The following is a 22,230-nucleotide window of genomic DNA, read 5'->3' as shown; positions in this document are numbered from 1 at the left end:
AGGTGAAAAATGGGGAAGAATAATATTGTAAAAAAAATATTTTTATTTATTGTAGGACTTTCAATTGTTTTATTTTTACTTGTGCAATCAATAAATAATGCAACATATGATTTAGAATTTTATCGTAATTATGCGCAAAAAAATAAAATATCTGAAGAAGTCGGGGTGGAACATAAGCAAGTTATTTTGATGTATAAATCAATGCAAGATCAAATTAAAACAGGAAATAATGATTATTTAAAACCATTTTTCAATGAAAAAGAAATTGCTCATATGGAGGATGTACACAATTTATATAGTTTTGCAAATACTGTAAAATACCTATCTTTATCATTTATTATACTTTTTTTATTGTATTTTATTTTTTCACGTAATAAAATTAGTAAAGTGGATAATATAATTATTGTAAGAAATTCTATTTTGATATTTATATTTTTAATATTTATATTAGCCATATTCATTTCGATTGATTTTAGCTCAGCATTTGTAAAGTTTCATAAAATATTTTTTGATAATGATTTATGGCTGCTTGACCCAAAAACTGATTTAATGATAAGAATGCTACCAGAAAAATATTTTTTAAATATTTCAATAAGGATATTTTTAAGTTTTATTTCAGGTGTAATTTTATCTATTGTTTTGTTGAGCTTTATAATTAAATTTTTAAGGAGAGATAAATGTTTGAATACACAGGAAGTAGAGTAGCATTTTCACTATTTGGTGTTGATGTTTATTGGTATGGCATACTTATCGTAACGGGTATGATATTAGCGGTAATTTTTAGTGGACGTGAAATAAAAAGAGCGGGAGGAGATCCCGATTTAATTTATGATATTGCAATTTGGATATTGCCAGCTGCAATAATTGGAGCAAGATTGTATTATGTAATATTCGAATTTGATCGCTATAATTCTATCTTTGAAATGATTAATATGAGAGATGGTGGATTAGCCATACATGGTGGTGTGATTGCTGGAGTTTTGGTGGGTTATATTTACACTAAAGTTAAAAAAATAAAATTTATGAAATTGGCAGATATAGTTATGATTTTTCTTCCTTTAGCACAATCAATAGGAAGATGGGGCAATTTTATTAATGGTGAAGCACATGGTGGGCCTACAGATTCTCCATTATCAGTAGTAATTGATGGTCATAAATATCATCCAACATTCTTTTATGAGTCAGTGGGTAATTTTTTAATATTTTTATTTTTATATTATCTGTATAGAAAAAAATCACCAAAAACAGGTACTACTACTGCTTTGTATTTAATTTTATATGGAATTATAAGATTCTTTATAGAAGGTTTAAGGACAGATAGTTTATGGTTGGGACCAATTAGAGTAGCTCAATTAGTATCCGTTTTATCAATAATAATTGGATTAATAATTTTATATTTTGCAAATAAAGATAAATTTTATAGTGAAAACTTTTACGAAAATAAATAATTCAATTTATTAATTTTAATTAACAATATTTTATAGTTTGATAAAAAATAAATTCAACTATATATAGTATAAGAAATTTAATAGACACTACTTATCGGTTTTTTTATTAAGAAAACCGATTTTTTTTATTTTAAAATCCATTTACAAAGAAAAAATAATTATTTCGCTAATAATTCTTATAATTTACATCATTATAACCTTGTATTTTAGCTATAATTAATATAAAATAAAACCAAGTGGAGAGTAAGTGGTAAATTAGTGGTAGAAAGTGGTGGATTTTATGTATATAGGAGAATATACACATTCAATCGACAATAAAGGAAGAGTTATTATGCCTTCGAAATTCAGAAATGAGTTGGGTGAACAATTTTATGTAACCCGAGGAATGGAAGGCTGTGTTTTTGTGTACGACGAAGAAGAATGGTCAAGACTACTTTCAAAGACTAAAGAATTAAAACTTACCTCAAAAAAAGCAAGACAATTTGAAAGAGCTTTCTATGCACCAGCAAGGGAAGTTGAATTTGATAAACAAGGAAGATTTGTAATACCACAAAATCTTAGAGAATTTGCAGGTATAAAAAATGAAGCAACAATTATTGGTGTTTCAACAAGGATAGAAATCTGGGATAAAGATAAATACGAAGATTATATCAATGATTCATCAATGGATTATGATGAAATATTTGATGGTTTTGAAGAACTAGATATCTAATGGAATCGAGGGAGCAATGGATTTTAAGCATGAGTCTGTTTTATTAAACGAAACAATTGAAGCGTTAAATATAAAAGAAAATGGAATATATGTTGATTGTACAGTTGGTGGAGCAGGCCATTCTATCGAGATTTTAAAGAGAATGGGTCCAAATGGTCGATTGGTAGCAATTGATCAAGATGAAGACGCACTAATTGCAGCAACAGATAGATTAAAAGAGTATAAAGATCAAGTGTATTTTATTAAATGCAATTATGCTTATTTAGGTAAGATTCTTGACTCATTATCAATTGATAAAGTTGATGGAGTTTTAATGGACATAGGAGTGTCTTCTTATCAACTTGATGAGGGTGAAAGAGGATTTTCTTATCATAAAGATTCTGAACTAGATATGAGAATGGATAAAGAACAAGATTTAACAGCAAGATATATTGTAAACAATTATACACAAGAAGAGTTGGAATCAATTTTTTGGAACTATGGTGAAGAAAAATGGGGCATGAGAATTGCTGAATTTATCTTAAAAGAAAGAGAAGAAAAAGAAATTGTTACTACTTTTGACCTTGTGGAAATTATTAAAAAAGCCATTCCTAAGAAAGTAAGGATGGAAGGAAAACATCCGGCTAAAAAAGTATTTCAAGCATTAAGAATTGAAGTAAACAAAGAATTAGATGTTTTAGAAACTGGGATTAATTCTGCTGTAGATAGATTAAAAGAAGGCGGAAGATTAGCGGTGATTACTTTCCATTCCCTAGAAGATAGAATTGTAAAAAATATTTTTAAGGAATTAGCAAAAGGATGTACTTGTCCTCCTGAGTTTCCAGTTTGTGTATGTAATAAAGTTGAAAAAGTAAAAGTTATAAATAGAAAACCAATAGTACCTTCAGAAGAAGAGTTAGAAAAAAATAATCGTTCAAGATCAGCGAAATTAAGAGTTTGTGAAAAATTATAATATTAGGAGCTAAAAATGGAAGGATTGAAAAGAATACAGACAAATAGTTTAAATAGAACGAGAGCTATTTCCTTACCAGAAGAAAAAAGAAAATCTAAAGTAAGATCAAAAAGTATAAATTATGGAAAAATGTTTAGAAATTTTGCCATAGTTAATACTTGTTTAATTGTTTTATTAATTGTATTATTAAGTGTAGGATATACTGATTTATTGAGTATAAGTAGTAATAATTCAATTTTAGAAAGTAAAAACAATGAACTTTCAGTTGAAGTGAGCTCTTTAAAAGAAATAGTTGCTCCATTTAATTCTGATAAAAGAATTGAATCTATTGCGAAATCAAGACTAGATATGGTGTATCCAAGTAGTGAAGATATTGCAAAAGTAGAAGAAAATAACGAAGAAAAATTAATTTCAATAAATGATTTTACTGTAGATTCACAAGAAAATAATAGTAATTCAATATTTACTGTTTTAACTAACTTTTTTAGATAATTGAGGATACTAATGAGTAAAAAACGAAATAAAAGAAAAATGCTAAGAACAAATGTTAAAATTTCATTTTCAACATTGTTATTAGCATTTTTACTTTTAGGATTTATATATAGATTGGTTAACTTACAAATAGTCGATAAGTACCAATATAAGACAAAAGGAAATGTAGCCGCAAAAGTAGGCAAAGTTATAAAGCCAGAAAGAGGAAATATTTTAGATAGAAATGGAAATCCACTGGCGATTTCTAGAAAAATAGATAGTTTGTATTTACTTCCTGTTATCTCTGAAGAAGAAAGTAAAAAAGCGAAAGAAGTTTTAAGAAATGATGTGGAGTTTGAAAAACTTGATAAAGAAAAACAGGAAGAATTAAGAAAACAAGCTTCAAAGGCTATTTATAAAAATGAGGAAATTCAAAAAATAGCGAAGATATTAGATATTAAAGCAGAGGAGATTTATAAATTAATCGATAAGGGAAAAGAAGGATTTATTTATAATTCATTAAACAAATCACAAAAATCTCAAATTGAATTATTAAATCTGCCATATCTTTTATTCATGCCTGTTGACGAAAGATTTTATCCAAATAATGAATTAGCTTCTAACGCCATAGGGTTTATTGAAGATGATGTTGCCAAGTATGGATTAGAAAAATATTATGATAAATTTTTATCTGGCGAAAGTGGATATAGAGAGTTTTATAAATCGGTTAATGGTACAGAAATTCCTTATACTAAAACAGAAAACAAAAATTCAGAAGATGCTAAAAATATTAAGAGTACAATTGATATAGAATTGCAAAATATATTATATAAGCATTTAAAAGATGCGATGATAACAACGAGATCAATGTCTGCTACAGCAGTATTGATGAATCCAAATAATGGGGAAGTATTGGCAATGCAATCATTCCCAACGTTTGATTCAAATAAACCTAGAGACTTATCATCAGAAATTGATAAACTATTTTTATCTAATTTAGATGATAAAAAACAAGTGGATTATCTATTTAGAAAATGGGAAAATAATGCAGTATCAATGGAATATGATCCAGGATCTGTGTATAAAGTCGTGACAACCGCAATAGCTTTAGAAACTAATAGTGATATAAAGAAAAAAATATATCAAGATGATGGTTTTTATGAACTAGCTCCAGGTGTAGTAATCAAGAGTTGGAGATTTTGGGATCCTCATGGACCACAAAATCTAAGAGAAGCATTAAAGAATTCATCAAACCCAGTGTTTGTACAAGTTGCAAAAGATATTGGAAAAGAAAAATATGTTGAATATGGTCATACATTAAGATTGGGAAAAAAGACGGGTATAGATTTACCTAATGAAATTAATGGATTTTTCCCAAAAGATGCAAATATTTCTGATGTAGATTTTGGTACGATGAGTTATGGACATTATGTTAATGTGAGTCCAATACAGATATTATCTACACTTAATTCAATAGTTAACGGTGGTAGATATTATAAACCAAGAGTAGTTAAAGAAATAATGGATAAGTCAAATGAAAAAGTGTTTGATATTTCAGAAGAATATTTAGGTAATACAATATCAGAGACTACTTCAAAAGAAGTTAAAGAGTATTTAGAGTATACGGCAGAATCATATGGATTAAACACGGAAGAATTAAAATTTGGTGCAAAAACTGGTACAACTGAAAAATATAACACTCATAGCATTTTTAAAAATGAAAGTGATACAATTGAATCAGTATTTACATCAATTTTTGTAACTTATCCTTCTGATAATCCAAAATATACTTTACTAGTAGTTTTTGATGAACCTTTATCACATACATTAGCCGCAGATACTGCAAAACCTGTTGCAAAGGATATAATGTATGATGTAGCTGAATATGATTTAGGTAGGCCATTAAAAAATGATAACAATAAAGATTTGGTAAAAATACCTAATCTTATTGGTAAAACTTTTGAAGAAGCAAGCAAAATATTAGACGAATCAAATATATTAGCAAAGACAAATCAGAAAATAGGAAGATATAATATTATTAGTGATCAAAATCCTAAAGAAAATAATTTAATTAGAGCCAATAGCTCAATTAGTTTAAGATTTTCCGATAATATTAAAGTTCCAAGTATGATAGATATGAATACGGAAACGGCCAAGAAAATTTTAGAATTAAATAATGTTAATTATAAAATTAGTGGCGAAGGTGATAAAATTATTTCACAATCAATAAAAGAAGGTGAGATAATTAATCAAAATCAAGAAATAATATTTTACACAGAGGAGAGATGATGAACACGATATTAATGTTAATTTTGTCAATACTATTATCCGCAGGATTAGTTTGGGCATTAATTCCTATTTTAACAAGGATGAAATTTGGACAACCAATAAGAGAGGAAGGCAATAAAGATCACTATAAAAAACAAGGGACTCCTACAATGGGAGGCATAGCTTTTTTATTAGCATTCTTTTTAGTTTCAATAATTTCAATTAAATTTGATTTAAGTCTATTTTATATACTAATCACTACATTTGCATTTGGTGCAATTGGTTTTATTGATGACTATGAAAAAATTGCTAAGAAAGAGAATGAAGGATTAAATGAGAAACAAAAATTAGTTTTACAAATAAGTGTATCATTAATTTTAACTGTATTGATGTATTTCACATTAAATGTAAGAATTTATGAAATAGATATACCTTTTATATCAAGGGCATTTAATATTGGAATTTTAGCAATTCCTTTAATAGTCTTTATCATGGTCGGTACTACAAATGCTGTAAATATTACTGATGGTCTTGATGGGCTATTATCCTCTGTTTCCATTCCAGTGTTCATTGGAATATTTATAATTGCACTTCCATTTAATATTTCCGTAGCTTTATCTGCTCTAGTGTTTGCAGGTGTGCTATTAGGATTTTTAATATTCAATTCAAATCCAGCGTCAATCTTTATGGGTGATACTGGTTCAATGGCAATTGGTGGAGCAATTGTAGCTATGATGATAATAATCAATAAGCCACTTTATCTAATTTTTATTGGTGGTGTTTATATGATGGAAACATTGTCTGTTATAATTCAAAGGATATATTTCAAATCAACTGGTGGAAAAAGAATTTTCAAAATGAGTCCAATTCATCATCATTTTGAATTAGAAGGTCACAAAGAAACAAAAATAGTCGCATCTTTTATGGTGCTAAGTATAATTTTAACACTATTTACAATGTATATAATTTAAGAGGAAATAATGGAAGTTAAGGATAAAAAAATAATTGTGTTTGGACTTGGAGTAACAGGTAAATCAAGTATAAAAGCACTTTATGAATTAGGGGCTAAAATTTCAATTTATGATGATAGAAAATATGAAGAATATAAGAATTCTATCACTGAGTTAGAAGATTATATATCTGAAATTATAGAGGATTATAGTCAATTAAATTGGTCAGAATATTATTGTGTACTTAAAAGCCCTGGTATAAGATTGGACAATAAATTTGTTGTAGAAGCAAATAAAAAAGGTGTAGAAGTAATTTCTGATATAGAACTTGCATATAGAATATGGGGTGGAGATAATTTTGTTGCAGTTACCGGTACAAATGGTAAAACTACAACCACTTCATTAATTAGTCACATATTAAACTATTGTGGTATCAAGTCCAAAGTAGTTGGAAATATTGGTATAGGCATATTATATGAAATATTAAAAAATGGATTAGATACAATATACGCCTTAGAAATGTCAAGTTTTCAACTTTCAAATGTTGAGCAATTTAAACCTAAAATTGCGGTATTTACAAATATAACACCTGATCATACAGATTGGCATGGGAGCTTTGAAAATTATTTTGATGCCAAAAAAAACATCTATAAAAATTTTAAAGATGAAGATACATTAGTGTTAAATAAAGATGATAAATTGTTATCTAAATTAAAGATAAATGCAAACACAAAATACTTTTCATTAATTGAAAAGGCAGATGCTTATTTAGATGGTGATGAAATTGTTATTGGCAATGATACATTTAATAAAAATATATTAAACTTAGTTGGAAAACACAATATAGCTAATACTTTAGCTGCATTATTGGCAATTCAACAATTTGATTTAGAATTTAATAAAGTAATTGAAGCGATTAAAGACTTTCAATCAATTGAACATCGTATAGAATTTGTAGAGGAAATAAATGGAGTAAAATACTATAATGACTCAAAAGGTACAAATATTGATTCTACAAAAGTAGCATTATCAGGATTTGAAAATAATGTCATTTTAATCGCTGGAGGTTATGATAAAAAAGTAGATTTTGATGAACTATTTGAACAAGTAGATAATATTAAGCTATTAATATTATTTGGTGATACAAAATATAAAATACATGATGCTGCAGTAAAAATGGGAGTTAATAATATAAACATAGTGGATAATTTAGAAAAAGCTGTTCATATTTCTAAAGAGAATTCTTCTAAAGGTGATACCGTATTATTTTCTCCAGCATGCGCAAGTTGGGATATGTATGATAACTATGAACAAAGAGGAAATCATTTCAAAAGTTTAGTGAGAAATTAAAAAATATATTAGTTTAGGAATGATATGAAAAACAAAAAACACAATAAATTAAAAAATAATTTAATATCAAAAATCTTTAATGCAGAATACGTAAAGTCAAATCAAAATTATTATTTACTATTTAGTTTTGTTTTTCTTTCTATTTTAGGATTATTCATCTTATTGAGTGCAAGTTCATATTTGACAATAAGATTTAATCATGGAAGATATTATTATGTACTCAAACAAGGATTAGCATTCCTTATTGGTTTTATCATAATGTATATCTTTTCTAAGATAGATTATAGATTATATTATAAAAAGGCAGGATTACTCTATTTAGGGGCTCTATTTTTACTTATTTGTGTTTTCATTCCTGGTATATCACTAAAACTAAATGGAGCGAGAAGAACTGTTGACTTTAAGATTATAAGTTTTATGCCATCAGATATTGTGAAACCTGTTGCTATGATGATGTTAGCAAAAATTTTAGTAGTAGCCGCTAAGAAAAAATTAAAATATAACTGGAAAGAAGGATTTATCATTCCTATGATAATAATTGGGATACCAGTTGGATTAGTTTTTTTACAACCGGATTTATCAACATCAATTGTGCTATTTTTAACACTTATTGCGATGTTTAGCGTTGAAAATATGAACAAAAGATATGCTCTTGCTTTATTAGTATTGATAATTGTTGGGGGATTTTTAGCTTATAAACTTATGAAGCCCTATCAATTGGATAGATTAACGGCTTTTTTAAATCCTGAGGCACATTCCAATGATGAGGCATGGCAAGTGCTACATGGACTTTATGCTGTTAGTAGAGGTGAGATAAGTGGGGTTGGCTATGGAAAGTCAATATTTAAGCATGGATATTTAGCAAATGAAGTAAGTAATGATATGATATTTGCAGTAATCGGTGAAGAATTTGGTTTTATCGGTTCGGTATTATTCATTTTATTAATTTTTACTATTACATATCTAATAATAAATGAAGCAAAAAAAGCTAGGGAGAAATTCCCAAAATTATTAGTATATGGTATAGGTATGCTTTATTTCATACAATCTATGATAAACGTAGGTGTATCATTAAGTATAATACCAAATACAGGTATTACACTTCCGTTTATCTCAAGTGGATTGACTTCAGTGCTATCTTTTTGTGCAATGTTTGGTATTGTTTTAAATGTTTCAAGAAAAAACAATTATGACGAAAAGCAAGAAAAAAAATTACTAAAATTGAAAAATAGAAAATATTGAAAAAATAGTTTTAAAATATCGTAACTATTGATATAATGAAATGTATAGAATTAAAATTATTAAATATACTGAGTATGGAGGATGTGGATGAGTAACTTTGATATGGAAATGAACAACACTGGATTTGCGAAAATAAAAGTAATAGGTGTTGGTGGTGGTGGAAATAACGCCATTAGTAGAATGAAAGAGTCCGGATTAAGCGGAGTAGAATTTATAGCTGTAAATACAGATAAACAAATTTTAGATGCAATCAATACAGACGAAACTTTACAAATAGGTACAAAAATTACAAAAGGTCTTGGTTCAGGTGGTAATCCAGAAATTGGAGAAAAAGCTGCAGAAGAGAGTAAACAAGACATTCAACAAATATTAGAAGGTGCAGATATGGTATTTGTTACTGCTGGTATGGGTGGTGGTACAGGTACTGGTGCAGCACCTGTAGTAGCACAAATTGCTAAAGATATGGGTATATTGACTGTATCTGTTGTTACAAAACCATTCTTATTTGAAGGAAGAAATAGACAACTTCAAGCAGAAGGTGGTATTGAAAAATTAAAGAAAAGTGTTGATACATTAATTGTTGTACCAAATGATAGATTGCTTCAAATAGCAGAGAAAAGAACAACAATGTTAGAAGCATTTAGAATGGCTGATAAAGTATTATTAGATGGTATTAAAGGTATTTCTGATTTAATAGCTGTACCAAATATGATTAACTTAGACTTTGCTGACGTTCAATCAGTTATGAAAGAACAAGGTGTAGCACATATGGGTATCGGTTATGCTTCAGGTGAAAATAGAGCTGTTGAAGCTGCTAAAGCTGCTATTAAATCTCCATTATTAGAAACTTCTATTGATGGGGCAAAAGCTGTATTAATTAATATTACTTCTTCAGAATTAGGTATCATGGAAATTAGTGAAGCATCAGAATTAATCAGAGATCACATTGATAAAGATGCTAATATAATCTTTGGTGCTGGTATCGATCAAGATCTAAAAGATGATATTAAAATTACAGTTATCGGTACAGGATTTGATAATAAGAGAATTGTTTCATCAAACAATACAAAAACACAAACTAAGAAAGACGATGATGATAGAGGATTTGTAATCCCAGACTTTTTAAGATAGGAAGTATAAATGAAGTGTCCATATTGTGGTTTTATTGATTCAAAAGTAATTGATTCAAGACCAACCGACGGTAATGAAAGTATTAGAAGAAGAAGAGCTTGCTTAAGTTGCGAAAAAAGATTTACAACTTATGAAAGAGTTGAGGATCAAACTATTGTTGTTGTGAAGAAAGACAATAGGAGAGAATCATTTCAAAGATCTAAGCTTTTAAATAGTTTAATTAAATCATGTGAAAAAAGACCAATTGAAGTGTCCGTGCTTGAAGATGCTGTTGATGAAATTGAGAGAGAAATCAATCATTTAAATCAAAAAGAAATTACATCGGCATATATTGGGGATTTAGTTATGGATAAATTAAAGGAAATCGATAAAGTTGCATATGTGAGATTTGCTTCTGTTTATAGAGAGTTTGAAGACGTTCAATCATTTGCGGATGAAATAGAAAATTTAAAATAGTAACTTAAAATGCCTTGTTTTAATTAATAAGGCATTTGTTTATATATGAAAGAGTATGCTATGCCAGATAATCTAGATTTTTTTACTTTTAATAGGGAAGAACAACTTAATATGAATAAGCCGTTAGCGGCGAGATTAAGACCTACAAATATTGATGATTATATTGGTCAAAGTCATTTAATAGGTAAAGATAAGCCATTGTATCGTATGATTAAGGCAGATCGTTTATCTTCAATGATATTTTATGGACCTCCGGGGACAGGTAAAACTACTTTGGCCTACATCATTGCAAAGACAACAAAAATGGATTTTGTTGAGTTATCTGCTACTTCAGCTGGTATAAAGGATATAAAGGCTGTGATAGATAGAGCAAAAGAGAATTTATCCCTTTATTCTTTGAGAACTTTATTATTTATAGATGAAATTCATAGATTTAATAAATCTCAACAGGATACATTGTTGCCACATGTTGAAAGTGGTTTAATTGTATTAATTGGCGCAACAACGGAAAATCCATACTTTGAGGTTAATAAGGCACTCATTTCTAGATCACATGTTTTAACTTTGGAAAAATTTACAGATGAAGAATTAATAAAAGTTACAAATAAAGCATTGACCGATAAAGAAAATGGATATGGAAATAAAAATATCGAATTAACAGATGAAGCGTTAGATTATCTAGTGCGAACAAGCTCTGGAGATGCTAGAAAACTATTGAACAGTTTAGAAATAGCAGTTTTATCAACTGAGGAAGAAAATAATAAAATCTTTATTGATTTAGAGGTAATTAAAAATTCTATAATTAATAAAGCTGCGGTTTATGATAAAAATGGTGACGAACATTATGATACGATTTCAGCGTTTATCAAGTCTATGAGAGGTTCAGATCCAAATGCTGCAGTTTATTATTTGGCGAAAATGATTGTTGCAGGTGAAGATATTAAATTTATCGCAAGAAGGATAATGATATTTGCAAGTGAAGATATTGGTTTGGCTGATCCAAATGCTATAAATATTGCAAATTCAGCATTTCAATCTGTTAATGTTGTTGGTTTACCTGAAGCAAGAATTATATTATCCAACGCAGTCATTTATATGGCGTTAGCACCAAAATCAAATAGTGCATATATGGCAATTGATGATGCTATTAAACTTGTAAATGAGAGACATTACAATGTACCTAAGCATCTAAGAGATAATCATTATTCAGGTGCGAAAGATTTAGAAAATGGTATAGGTTATTTATATCCTCATAACTATGATTTATCGTGGGTAGATCAAAGTTATTTGCCAGATGAGCTAATTAATACTAAAATATATAATTATAAAAGTGTTGGTTATGAAAAAGCAATCAATGAAAGATTAAATAAAATTAAAGAGAGAGGTAAGAATGGAAAATAAAGAACTATTTAGTAGTTATAAAGATTATGTAAATAAAGAAATAAGTGTAAAAGGTTGGATAAAGAAATCAAGAGAATCCAAAAATGTTGGTTTCTTAGAAATAAATGATGGTACATTTTTTGAAAATGTTCAAATTATCGTAAATTCCAATCTTGAAAATTTTAAGGAAATTTTCTCACTTGGATTATATGCCGCAGTAGAAGTTACAGGTGTTTTAGTTGAACCAGAAAATGCAAAGCAAGATTTTGAAATTCAAGCAAATAAAATATCTATCATAAATAATTCTACAAAGGATTATCCATTACAAAATAAAAGACATACTTTTGAATACTTAAGAACATTACCTCATTTAAGAATGCGTACAAATGCTTTTAATGCTGTATTTAGAGTTAGAAGTGAATTAGCATATGCGATTCATAAGTTCTTTAATGAAAGAGGCTTTTTATATGTACACACACCAATTATAACTGCATCCGATGCTGAAGGTGCTGGTGAAATGTTTAGAGTTACAACTTTAGACTTAAATAATTTACCAAAAGATGATCAAGGTAAGGTTGATAATTCTAAAGATTTCTTTGGTGCAGAATCAAACCTAACAGTTAGTGGTCAATTGGAAGCTGAAGGATTTGTGATGGCTTATTCTAAAGTTTATACATTTGGACCAACATTTAGAGCAGAAAATTCAAATACTCCACGTCATGCTGCAGAGTTTTGGATGATGGAACCAGAAATTGCATACTGTGAATTAAAAGATGTCATGAATTTAGCAGAAGACATGGTTAAGTATATTGTAAAACACGTATTAGATAAACTTCCTGAAGAAATGAAATTATTTGATTCATTTGTTGAAAAAGGTTTAATTGATAGACTTACAAAATTAGTAAATTCAGAATTTAAGCATGTAACATATACTGAAGCTATTGATTTATTAGAAAAATCAGGAAAGAAATTTGAATATCCAGTTGAATGGGGATCTGACTTACAAACAGAACACGAAAGATATCTTTCAGAAGAAGTATTTAACGGACCAGTATTTGTTACAGATTATCCAAAAGATTTCAAATCATTCTATATGAAATTAAATGATGATGGAAAAACTGTACAAGCCATGGATATGTTAGTGCCAGGGGTTGGAGAATTAATTGGTGGATCACAAAGAGAGGACAATGCCGATAAATTACTACAAATGATGGAAGAAAAAGGTATCAAAAAAGAAGATTACGAATGGTATACAAACTTAAGAAGATTTGGTGGAGTACCTCACGGTGGATTTGGACTTGGTTTCGAAAGAATGGTAATGTATGTGACAGGTATGAAAAACATTAGAGACGTTATACCTTATCCAAGAACAGTAAATAGTATGAAACATTCATAAAAACAACTTAAAAGAGAGTATATATGACAGCTTTTGTATTAAAGATTATTGCTATGATTACAATGTTTATCGATCATCTAGCATCATACTTATTTTTGAAAAATTCCACATTAATAAGTGTAGATACCTTTTATCTTATGAGATCAATCGGTAGGATGTCCCTTCCAATCTTTGCGTATTTTATTGTGGTAGGATATTCAAAAACAAGCAATTTAAAAAACTATATTGGCAGGATACATTTATTTGCAATCTTATCGCAGATACCATTCATCCTTGCTACTGATGTAAGAAATTATTATGAAAATACATTGTTTAAGCAAAAAGCTTTTTTATATAATATAAATGTCCTTGTTTTTATCATAGTGATAATCGCGTCATATTATATATTTACATGTAACAAAAAATGGGATAAATCATTAATTTTTGTCACATTGGCCTATTTAATTACTCCAATGTTTTTAAGCCAAAATGGAATAGTTCTATTATCAGCAGGACATTTGAATATATTTTACGAATTTGGAATTTCTCTAATCTTAATTTCATTAATGGAGCAAATCCCATTTCTAAAATCACATTCAATACCACTACTAATCCTTAATTTGATATTTATTATTTCAAATTATTACTATATTGGTTCATTAGCTGATTATGAATACTTTTCTATTCTACTAATTCTATTACTTAGAATACTAAAAAACGATAAATACGCACAAATACTAACAATAATTATATGGGGCGCGATAATGTATCATGCCTCAATTCTTAATGTATTATTTGTCATCCTAGCAGCAGTACTTATCTACTATTACAATGGAGAGAGAGGAAAATCCGTAAAATATTTATTTTATACATTTTATCCACTCCATTTATTGTTATTTGGTTTGATGGCGATAATGGGGAGAGGATGAATAAATGATTTATTTACATGTCTAAATCGTAAAATAGCAATTACACATGTAGAAAAATATGGAAAATTACATGTGTGAATATAATATTTCAAAATACACATGTAAAAATTAAATAAACAGTAAATTTCCTGATTAAAACGTAAGTTCTATAATAATCAGGAAAAATTTTTAAGCAAATTTCCTGATTAAATCGAAAATCTTAAAATCAACAGGTACAATTAATGAGAGCTTTTCCTGATTAAATTGAGAATTCCGAAATAATCAGGAAAAACTAATGAAGAAATTTCCTGTTTAAATGGAAAAATCCAGAATAGTCAGGAAAAACTATTGAACTATTTTCCTGATTAAATTAAAAAAAATCACATTAGTCAGGAAAAACAGCTAAAAAAATTTCCTGATTAAACTGAGAATCCCAGAATAATCAGGAAAGACAGCCAAAGATTCTTCCTGACTAAAACGAGGTTAACAAAATAATCAGGAAAAACTGCTAGAAAAAGTTATTATACTAAAAAGTAAAATTTACCAACGAAAATAACTATACATTATTTTATAAAGAGTTGAATTAGTTACAAGATAGTATATGATATTATATAGCAAATTGATAAAATAATTTAATGGGGAGAGTTTACATGAATATAAGAGAGTTTATAAAAGAATTAATAAGAAAGATAAAAAAGAAGCATCTTAATATAACAAGTATTCTGTTTGGATTATACATACTATCTTGTTTAGTGTCGCTGATTTCTTTATCAAACTTTAGAGCTAGATTGTTTTTGGGGTCAGTTTTCTCTGTACCATTAATTTTAGCATTAGCATTGAAAAATAAAAAAGTAAAGATATTGAAAACATTGTATGCCTCAGCAGCTGTATTTATTTTTTCAATCGTATTTTTTCAAAGTTCTAATGAAGAAATATCAAAAAATAATTTAATAAAAAACGTAGGTGTTGATGACAAAGATTATGATAATGTATCTTTTGCTCGAATAAGTAGTGATTCAAAAATTGAAAAACCTGAAGAAGAAAGTTTAACAGTAAAAGAAACAATAAAAGAAACTACTCAAGAATCAATAGAAGAAACTTTTAAAGAAACACTAAAAGAACAGCCAATACAAGATAACAACACAAAGCTTGCAGAAAGTAGCAAAAAAGAATCTTCACAAATTAAAAGTGTAATACAAACACTAGACGAAAATAAGAAAAAAGAAAATAATATAAAATATTATGAAATTGAGAAGATAGTTGATGGTGACACTATTAGAATTTATAAAGATGGCAAGGTAGAAAAGATAAGACTATTATTAGTTGATACTCCTGAAAGTGTCCATTCACAACAATATAAAAATGTAAAATTAGGTACTTCTGCATATATTTTTACTAGGGATTTTTTACAAGGGCATAAAGTAAGTTTGGAATATGACGAAGAGAAAATAGATAGATATGGCAGAACTCTTGCTTATGTGTATAGAGATGATGGAAAGTCATTAAATAAAGCTTTATTACAAGCATCTTTAGCAAAAGTTGTTTTATATGAGCCAAATGACAAGTATTATAACGAATACAAAGCTATAGAGAGACAAGTAAGACCAAAGGGAAATGGTATATGGGCAAATATAGAAGCGGCATTTCCTGGAAAACCAAAAGAAGTAAAAATTAAAGAACAGAAGAAAAAGGTTGTACAAAATAAAAAGGTTGAAACAAAACAAAAAACTGAAAATATTGAACATAAAAAACAAACAGTAGATACATCATCACAAAAAGCATTAATAAAAGGAAATATTAATAGAAAAGGTGAAAAAATATATCATCTCCCTGGAATGAGAGATTATGATAAGACTAAAATAAATACCTCTAAGGGTGAAAGATGGTTTAGGACTGAGCAAGAAGCTATTAATGCTGGATGGAGAAGAGCGAAAAGATAATGTGATAATTTTCGATAAATGTGTTAATATATACTATATTTATATAGAGAAAAGGGGATATTATGGTTGAAAGATATAACCCAAATGCTATTGAGAAAAAATGGCAAAAGATTTGGGATGAGGAAAAAACATTTAAGACAGAAATTGATAAATCAAAAGATAAGTTTTATGCATTAGTTGAATTCCCTTATCCTTCAGGAGCAGGATTACATGTGGGGCATCCAAGATCTTATACTGCTTTAGATGTGGTTTCAAGAAAAAGAAGAATGCAAGATCAAGTGGTACTTTATCCAATGGGTTTTGATGCTTTTGGATTGCCAACAGAAAATTTTGCTATAAAAAATAAAATACATCCAAGAGTTGTTACAGAACAAAACATTGCTAACTTTACTAAGCAATTAAAATCTATAGGTTTTTCTTTTGACTGGGATAGAGTTATAGATACTACTGAACCAGATTATTATAAATGGACACAATGGATTTTTATCCAAATGTTTAAGAAGGGATTAGCCTATAAAAAAGAATTTCCAATTAATTGGTGTCCATCTTGTAAGGTGGGTTTAGCAAATGAAGAAGTAATCCAAGGAAGATGTGAAAGATGTGGAACTGAAGTTGAACATAAAATTAGAAATCAATGGATGTTAAAAATCACAGAATATGCTGATAGACTTATTGATGATTTAGATGATGTTGATTATTTACCACATATTAAACAACAACAAATTAATTGGATTGGTAGGTCTGAAGGTGCAGAAATTGATTTTTCAATTATAGACAGTGATGAAAAATTAAGAGTTTTCACAACTAGACCAGACACCATTTATGGAGCAACATATATGGTAATAGCTCCAGAACATCCTGTTATCGAAAAATTTAAAAATAAGATTAAAAATTATGATGAAATTATTGCTTATAAAAATGAAGCAAATAAGAAATCTGATTTTGAAAGATCTGAAATGAATAAGGACAAGACTGGTGTTGAAATCAAAGGTCTAAAAGCATTTAATCCTATATCAAAAGAAGAAATACCAGTGTGGGTATCAGATTATGTAATGATAACTTATGGTACAGGAGCAATCATGGCAGTACCAGCACATGATAGTAGAGATTATGAATTTGCTAAGAAGTTTAATTTGGAAATTAGACAAGTAGTAGATGGTGGAAATATAGATGATGGTGCTTTAACTGATACTGAAAATGGAAAAATTATTAATTCAGAATTGATTAATGGTTTAAGTGTTGAAGATGCTAAAAAGAAAATTATAAAATATGTTGAAGAAAATAAACTTGGTAATGCTAAGAAAAACTTTAAGTTAAGAGATTGGGTATTTTCAAGACAAAGATACTGGGGAGAACCAATTCCAATGGTTTATTGTGAAAAATGTGGTTGGCAACCTGTAGATGAAAAAGATTTACCAGTTAAACTTCCAGATGTTGAAAATTATGAACCAAGTGATGACGGTTCAAGTCCACTTTCTAAAATTGAAGATTTTGTAAATACTACATGTCCACAATGTGGAGGACATGCACAGAGAGAAACTGACACTATGCCACAATGGGCAGGATCTTCTTGGTATTATTTAAGATATATGGATCCAAATAATAGTCAAGAATTAGTTGGAAAAGATGCTGTAGAATATTTCTCACCTGTTGATTGGTATAATGGGGGAAATGAACACACAACATTACATTTATTGTATTCAAGATTTTGGCATAAATTCTTATATGATATCGGTGTTGTATCTACAAAAGAGCCATATAGAAAGAGAACTTCTCATGGTATGATATTGGGTGAAAACAATGAAAAGATGTCTAAATCAAGAGGAAATGTAGTAAATCCTGATGACATAATTGAAAATTATGGAGCTGATACATTAAGAACTTATGAAATGTTCATTTCTGAATTTGATAAATCAGTACCATGGTCAGACGAAGCTGTAAATGGTGTTAGAAAATATTTAGATAGAGTATGGAGACTTCAAGATATTTTAGTTGAAGGTAATCAATATTCTGAAGATATGGAAGTTTTGATTAATCAAACTATTAAAAAGGTTACAGAAGATTATGAAGCATTGAAATTTAACACTGCAATTTCACAATTAATGATTTTATTAAATTCATTTGTGAAAAAGGGTTCAATTAATAAAAAAGAATTAGAAACATATTTAATTCTATTAAATCCAAGTGCACCACATATTACTGAAGAAATGTGGCAAATACTTGGTCACAATGTACAAATGGCAAATCAAAATATCTGGCCAGTTTATGATGAATCAAAACTAGTAAATGATACAATTGAAATTCCTGTACAAATAAATGGTAAAGTAAGAGGTAAAATTACTGTACCAATTGAAACAAGTAAGGAAGAAATCATTGCAAAATCACAAGAGGAAGAAAATATTAAGGCTTCTCTTGAAGGTAAAACAGTGAGAAAAGTTATATATGTTCCAGGAAAAATATTAAATATTGTAGCAAATTAATTGTGTTTAAAGCGTGCTTTGGCACGCTTTATTTATTAAATAAATCAATCAAAAGTGAATATTTTCATACTGCCTATGTCTACGTATTTCTTTGCAATTAAGCCTTATATTTGATATTATTTATTTATATTAGGTTTATAAAAAATGAGGATGATTTATGAATTTAACAACGAAAACAGAATATGGTCTACGAGCCTTATCTTATCTGAGAGATAATAGCCAAAATGGACCGATTAATATAAGTGAAATCTCTTCAGAATTAAATTTAAGCAAAACGTACATAGAGCAGATTTTTAGAAAGCTCAAAAAAGCAAATATTGTCGAAAGCTATAGAGGAAAAGATGGCGGATATCAATTATCAAAATCTGCATCTGAAATTAATATTGGAGAGGTTATTAGAATATTAGAGGGCGATATAGCTCTTTCAAATAAATGCTTGGAAGAAAATTGTGAAGTCAAGGATTGTGCTTCAAGACATGTATATTCAAAAATAGATAATGCAGTTTCAAATGTAATTGATAAGATTACTTTGGATCAAATTTAATAAATAAATTGGAGTAATATGAAAAAATTAAATATAAATGAACTAAGAAAAGAATTTTTAGATTTTTTTGAATTAAAAAAAGATCATATTAGATTAAAAAGTTATTCTTTGGTACCAAATAAAGACAAAAGTTTATTACTGATAAATGCTGGTATGGCACCATTAAAAGAATATTTTGTAGGTACAAAAAAATTCCCAAAAAATAGAGCTACCTCATCACAAAAATGCTTGAGAACTGGTGATATTGACAACGTAGGAAAGACACATAGACATGGTACATTTTTTGAAATGTTGGGTAATTTTTCTTTTGGGGATTATTTTAAAAAAGAAGCAATTCAATGGGCGTGGGAATTTTTAACTGAAGTTATTGAACTAGATCCAGAAAAGATGTCTGTTACAGTATATCAAGATGATGACGAGGCTTATGATATATGGCATAAAGTGGTAGGTTTACCAGAAGATAAAATCAAAAGATTAGGAAAAGAAGATAATTTCTGGGAAATTGAAGAAGGTCCATGTGGTCCTTGTTCTGAAATCATGTATGACCGTGGCCCACAATACGAAGATCCAGAAGACAGATATCTAGAAATTTGGAATTTAGTATTTACACAGTTTAATAAAGATTCTAAAGGAAACTATATACCATTAGAACATCCAAATATTGATACAGGTATGGGGTTAGAAAGATTGGGATTAATTGTTGAAAATGCAAATAATATTTTCGAATTGAAAACTTTCAAACCTATTTTAGATGAAATATCAAATTTATCAGGTAAGAAATATGGTGAAGATGCTAAATTTGATGAATCATTTAGAGTTATAATGGATCATAGTAAGGCTATGACTTTTCTAGTGTTTGACGGTGTAATTCCATCAAATGAAGGAAGAGGATATGTGTTAAGAAGATTAATCAGAAGAGCATATAGACATGGTAAACATCTAGGAATAAAAGGAAACTTCTTGACAAAACTTTTTGAAAAAGTAATGACAATATATAATTCTGAGTATCCAGAAGTCTTGGAAGACAAAGAAAGAGTTATGAAAATCATAAGAAGAGAAGAAGATAAATTCCAAGAAACTATTGATCAAGGTTTAGAAATATTAAATAATAAGCTTGAAATGTTAAAATCTGAAAACAAAAAGGAATTATCCGGAGAAGATGCATTTAAATTGTATGATACATATGGTTTTCCTTTAGATTTAACAGAAGAAATTGCCAAAGATATGGGTATTTCTATAGATAAAGATGGATTTAAAAATGCTATGCAAATTCAAAAAGAAAAATCCAGATCAAATAAGAGTTTTGAAGGTGGTTGGGAAGAAGATAAAATTACTATCACTGGTTATGACAAAACTTTTTATGTGGGTGATACAAATATCGAGTCTGAATCAAAAATTATTGGTATTGAAGGATTAGATGACAATACAATCAATGAAGGTGAAAAAGCAATAGTTGTACTTGATATAACACCATTTTACGGCGAATCAGGTGGTCAAATAGGAGATACTGGATATATTGAGAGTAATAATGGCTTATTACGAGTTTTAGACACTAAAAAGACAGCTGATGAAATATATTACTGTTTTGTAGAATGTGAAAACGGCGAATTTAGTGTAGGTGATGAAGTCGTTGCAAAAATTGATGCAGATAGAAGAAATTCTATTAGAAAAAATCATTCTGCTACACATTTATTAAATAAGGCATTAAAAACTGTATTAGGAACTCATATAAACCAAGCTGGTTCATTGGTAACAGATGAAAGATTAAGATTTGACTTTACTCACTTTGAAGCAATTTCAGACGAAGATTTATCAAAGATTGAACAAATGGTCAATAAATCTATTTTTGATAATTATAAAGTAAACATTCAAGAAATGTCTCTAAAAGAATCACAAGAAATGGGTGCAGTTGGCTTATTTGAAGATAAATATAAAGATGTCGTAAGGGTCGTAGATATGGGAGGTTACTCAACAGAATTATGTGGGGGATCTCATGTAAACTCTACAAGTGAAGTTATGATGTTTAAGATATTATCAGAATCAGGAATAGCCGCAGGTGTAAGACGTATTGAAGCGATTACAGGTTTAAGCGTATATAATTATCTAAATAAATATCAAGAAAAAGAAGAAAGAATTGCTAATATATTAAAAACTAAAAAAGAAAATATTGAAGAAAAAATTAATTCTTCTTTAGAAAATGAAGAAAATATGAAATCAATAATTGAAACATATAAATCATTACAAGAAAATAGAATTATAGAATCCATTGAAACTAAAATATCTACTATTAACGATGTTAATACATTAATTGTTAGATTAGATGATATCGAAATGGATTTACTAAAAAATATTTCCGATAAAATTCAAAATAAAAATGATAATATAATAGTGTTATTATCAAGTGTAATTAACGGAAAAATAATTTTTGTTTCTTCAGTTTCTCCTCAATTAATTAAGAGAAATATTAAGGCAGGAGAAATAGTAAGATTTGTTGCTCAAAACACTGGTGGTAATGGTGGTGGTAGACCAGATTTTGCACAAGCTGGTGGAAAGGACATTGATAAATTAGATGAAGCATTAAAAGCTGCAGCTGATTTTATCACAGACAAATTACAATAGGAGG

At 28.4% G+C, this 22,230-nt stretch carries 18 protein-coding genes; all 18 read left to right on the top strand.

Annotated features, from left to right (window positions below; all coding sequences use genetic code 11):
- Positions 1–9: 9 nt before the first annotated feature.
- On the top strand, positions 10–705 hold the full coding sequence (locus HMPREF9709_RS04730) for a TIGR01906 family membrane protein (protein ID WP_005398371.1): 696 nt from the start codon (positions 10–12) through the stop codon (positions 703–705).
- Positions 678–1,448 (top strand): prolipoprotein diacylglyceryl transferase, encoded by a 771-nt coding sequence (gene lgt / locus HMPREF9709_RS04725; protein ID WP_005398370.1) that lies wholly within the window; start codon positions 678–680, stop codon positions 1,446–1,448. The genes HMPREF9709_RS04730 and lgt overlap by 28 nt, the downstream gene beginning before the upstream one ends.
- Before the next feature lie 280 nt (positions 1,449–1,728).
- Entirely contained in the window at positions 1,729–2,160 is a 432-nt protein-coding gene (mraZ, locus tag HMPREF9709_RS04720) for a division/cell wall cluster transcriptional repressor MraZ (RefSeq protein WP_005398369.1), read from the top strand.
- Between the two features lie 16 nt (positions 2,161–2,176).
- Positions 2,177–3,112 carry a 16S rRNA (cytosine(1402)-N(4))-methyltransferase RsmH gene (gene rsmH / locus HMPREF9709_RS04715; RefSeq protein WP_005398368.1) on the top strand — a complete coding sequence of 312 codons (936 nt, stop codon included), beginning with the start codon at positions 2,177–2,179 and terminating at the stop codon, positions 3,110–3,112.
- A gap of 15 nt (positions 3,113–3,127) precedes the next feature.
- Entirely contained in the window at positions 3,128–3,604 is a 477-nt protein-coding gene (locus HMPREF9709_RS04710; protein ID WP_005398367.1) for a hypothetical protein, read from the top strand.
- A 12-nt stretch (positions 3,605–3,616) separates the two neighbouring features.
- The gene (locus tag HMPREF9709_RS04705) at positions 3,617–5,872 is read left to right on the top strand and encodes a peptidoglycan D,D-transpeptidase FtsI family protein (protein WP_005398366.1); all 2,256 of its coding nucleotides are present in this window, start codon (positions 3,617–3,619) and stop codon (positions 5,870–5,872) included.
- On the top strand, positions 5,872–6,822 hold the full coding sequence (gene mraY / locus HMPREF9709_RS04700; RefSeq protein ID WP_005398364.1) for a phospho-N-acetylmuramoyl-pentapeptide-transferase: 951 nt from the start codon (positions 5,872–5,874) through the stop codon (positions 6,820–6,822). Before HMPREF9709_RS04705 ends, mraY begins: the two co-directional genes overlap by 1 nt.
- Before the next feature lie 9 nt (positions 6,823–6,831).
- Positions 6,832–8,151 carry a UDP-N-acetylmuramoyl-L-alanine--D-glutamate ligase gene (gene murD, locus HMPREF9709_RS04695; protein WP_005398362.1) on the top strand — a complete coding sequence of 440 codons (1,320 nt, stop codon included), beginning with the start codon at positions 6,832–6,834 and terminating at the stop codon, positions 8,149–8,151.
- Between the two features lie 24 nt (positions 8,152–8,175).
- Positions 8,176–9,393 carry an FtsW/RodA/SpoVE family cell cycle protein gene (locus HMPREF9709_RS04690; protein WP_005398360.1) on the top strand — a complete coding sequence of 406 codons (1,218 nt, stop codon included), beginning with the start codon at positions 8,176–8,178 and terminating at the stop codon, positions 9,391–9,393.
- An 87-nt stretch (positions 9,394–9,480) separates the two neighbouring features.
- Positions 9,481–10,524 carry a cell division protein FtsZ gene (gene ftsZ / locus HMPREF9709_RS04685; RefSeq protein WP_005398359.1) on the top strand — a complete coding sequence of 348 codons (1,044 nt, stop codon included), beginning with the start codon at positions 9,481–9,483 and terminating at the stop codon, positions 10,522–10,524.
- Between the two features lie 9 nt (positions 10,525–10,533).
- The gene (gene nrdR / locus HMPREF9709_RS04680) at positions 10,534–10,980 is read left to right on the top strand and encodes a transcriptional regulator NrdR (RefSeq protein WP_005398358.1); all 447 of its coding nucleotides are present in this window, start codon (positions 10,534–10,536) and stop codon (positions 10,978–10,980) included.
- A gap of 60 nt (positions 10,981–11,040) precedes the next feature.
- The gene (locus tag HMPREF9709_RS04675; protein ID WP_005398357.1) at positions 11,041–12,381 is read left to right on the top strand and encodes a replication-associated recombination protein A; all 1,341 of its coding nucleotides are present in this window, start codon (positions 11,041–11,043) and stop codon (positions 12,379–12,381) included.
- The gene (asnS, locus tag HMPREF9709_RS04670) at positions 12,371–13,756 is read left to right on the top strand and encodes an asparagine--tRNA ligase (RefSeq protein ID WP_005398355.1); all 1,386 of its coding nucleotides are present in this window, start codon (positions 12,371–12,373) and stop codon (positions 13,754–13,756) included. Before HMPREF9709_RS04675 ends, asnS begins: the two co-directional genes overlap by 11 nt.
- A 23-nt stretch (positions 13,757–13,779) precedes the next feature.
- On the top strand, positions 13,780–14,664 hold the full coding sequence (locus HMPREF9709_RS04665; RefSeq protein ID WP_005398352.1) for a TraX family protein: 885 nt from the start codon (positions 13,780–13,782) through the stop codon (positions 14,662–14,664).
- 629 nt (positions 14,665–15,293) lie between these two features.
- Entirely contained in the window at positions 15,294–16,583 is a 1,290-nt protein-coding gene (locus HMPREF9709_RS09590; RefSeq protein WP_005398350.1) for a thermonuclease family protein, read from the top strand.
- 62 nt (positions 16,584–16,645) lie between these two features.
- Positions 16,646–19,063, top strand: a complete 2,418-nt coding sequence (gene leuS, locus HMPREF9709_RS04655) for a leucine--tRNA ligase (RefSeq protein WP_005398349.1) — start codon at positions 16,646–16,648, stop codon at positions 19,061–19,063.
- A 157-nt stretch (positions 19,064–19,220) separates the two neighbouring features.
- Positions 19,221–19,607 (top strand): RrF2 family transcriptional regulator, encoded by a 387-nt coding sequence (locus HMPREF9709_RS04650; RefSeq protein WP_005398348.1) that lies wholly within the window; start codon positions 19,221–19,223, stop codon positions 19,605–19,607.
- Positions 19,608–19,625: 18 nt separating this feature from the next.
- Positions 19,626–22,226, top strand: coding sequence for an alanine--tRNA ligase (gene alaS, locus HMPREF9709_RS04645; protein ID WP_005398347.1), 2,601 nt, complete (start codon positions 19,626–19,628; stop codon positions 22,224–22,226).
- The last annotated feature ends 4 nt before the right edge of the window (positions 22,227–22,230 follow it).

Origin of the sequence: Helcococcus kunzii ATCC 51366 (genome assembly GCF_000245755.1) — a bacterium.
Lineage (GTDB): Bacteria > Bacillota > Clostridia > Tissierellales > Peptoniphilaceae > Helcococcus > Helcococcus kunzii.
The sequence above is the reverse complement of the archived record's forward strand: the minus strand, read 5'-3'. Positions and strand labels throughout refer to the sequence as shown.

Bases quoted from the DNA above. Each gene is read 5' to 3' on its own strand.
- nrdR (WP_005398358.1), top strand. From the start codon at position 10,534: ATGAAGTGTCCATATTGTGGTTTTATTGATTCAAAAGTAATTGATTCA.
- lgt (WP_005398370.1), top strand. From the start codon at position 678: ATGTTTGAATACACAGGAAGTAGAGTAGCATTTTCACTATTTGGTGTT.
- HMPREF9709_RS04705 (WP_005398366.1), top strand. From the start codon at position 3,617: ATGAGTAAAAAACGAAATAAAAGAAAAATGCTAAGAACAAATGTTAAA.
- HMPREF9709_RS04650 (WP_005398348.1), top strand. From the start codon at position 19,221: ATGAATTTAACAACGAAAACAGAATATGGTCTACGAGCCTTATCTTAT.
- asnS (WP_005398355.1), top strand. From the start codon at position 12,371: ATGGAAAATAAAGAACTATTTAGTAGTTATAAAGATTATGTAAATAAA.
- leuS (WP_005398349.1), top strand. From the start codon at position 16,646: ATGGTTGAAAGATATAACCCAAATGCTATTGAGAAAAAATGGCAAAAG.
- HMPREF9709_RS04690 (WP_005398360.1), top strand. From the start codon at position 8,176: ATGAAAAACAAAAAACACAATAAATTAAAAAATAATTTAATATCAAAA.
- HMPREF9709_RS04710 (WP_005398367.1), top strand. From the start codon at position 3,128: ATGGAAGGATTGAAAAGAATACAGACAAATAGTTTAAATAGAACGAGA.
- mraY (WP_005398364.1), top strand. From the start codon at position 5,872: ATGAACACGATATTAATGTTAATTTTGTCAATACTATTATCCGCAGGA.
- mraZ (WP_005398369.1), top strand. From the start codon at position 1,729: ATGTATATAGGAGAATATACACATTCAATCGACAATAAAGGAAGAGTT.
- murD (WP_005398362.1), top strand. From the start codon at position 6,832: ATGGAAGTTAAGGATAAAAAAATAATTGTGTTTGGACTTGGAGTAACA.
- HMPREF9709_RS04730 (WP_005398371.1), top strand. From the start codon at position 10: ATGGGGAAGAATAATATTGTAAAAAAAATATTTTTATTTATTGTAGGA.
- HMPREF9709_RS04665 (WP_005398352.1), top strand. From the start codon at position 13,780: ATGACAGCTTTTGTATTAAAGATTATTGCTATGATTACAATGTTTATC.
- HMPREF9709_RS04675 (WP_005398357.1), top strand. From the start codon at position 11,041: ATGCCAGATAATCTAGATTTTTTTACTTTTAATAGGGAAGAACAACTT.
- alaS (WP_005398347.1), top strand. From the start codon at position 19,626: ATGAAAAAATTAAATATAAATGAACTAAGAAAAGAATTTTTAGATTTT.
- ftsZ (WP_005398359.1), top strand. From the start codon at position 9,481: ATGAGTAACTTTGATATGGAAATGAACAACACTGGATTTGCGAAAATA.
- HMPREF9709_RS09590 (WP_005398350.1), top strand. From the start codon at position 15,294: ATGAATATAAGAGAGTTTATAAAAGAATTAATAAGAAAGATAAAAAAG.
- rsmH (WP_005398368.1), top strand. From the start codon at position 2,177: ATGGATTTTAAGCATGAGTCTGTTTTATTAAACGAAACAATTGAAGCG.